The following is a 524-nucleotide window of genomic DNA, read 5'->3' as shown; positions in this document are numbered from 1 at the left end:
TGCCCGGGGTACCGCCGGGTGCACGGGCGCGGTGCGGTGACTGCGCCCCCCCCCCCCCCCCCCTGCCGGCCTATCCCCCCGGCGATGGCGTTCCGGCCCAGCAGCCGCGCCACGTCCGAAAGCACCCGAACCGATTCGAGCAGATTGGCCGGGAGCAGCGGCACCGCCACGTCCAGTTGGAAGTTGCCGGCCTGCCCGGCCACGGTGATCGCCGCGTGGGGGCCGAGGACCTGCGCGGCGATGAGGCCGCGCTGTTCGCCAGCGGCACGCGGCTGCTCGATGGCGAGACCACGCCGCTGCTGCCGGGGGAGTTGGAAGCGCTGGCGCCGGGCCAGGTGCTCCTCGCGCGACACGAAGGCCGATTGAATCAGTTGCGTCGCATGTTCGCCGCCATCGGCAACCTCGTTGCCGCGCTGCACCGCAGCCGCATCGGCGGCTTCTGCCTGGACGATCTGCCGTCGGGGCAGTGGCGGGTGCTGGAGGCGGCGGACGTGGTGCGCTTGTTCGAGGGCGGGGAGTAAGGA

1 pseudogene is annotated in these 524 nt (G+C 73.3%); it reads left to right on the top strand.

Annotated features, from left to right (window positions below):
- Nucleotides 1–221: 221 nt before the first annotated feature.
- Nucleotides 222–521, top strand: a pseudogene (locus tag CSC71_RS15365) (pseudouridine synthase family protein); the annotation flags it as partial.
- Nucleotides 522–524 lie beyond the last annotated feature (3 nt).

Origin of the sequence: Pseudoxanthomonas sangjuensis (assembly GCF_010211755.1) — a bacterium.
Lineage (GTDB): Bacteria > Pseudomonadota > Gammaproteobacteria > Xanthomonadales > Xanthomonadaceae > Pseudoxanthomonas_A > Pseudoxanthomonas_A sangjuensis.
This window is presented reverse-complemented; position numbering and strand designations above follow the sequence as displayed.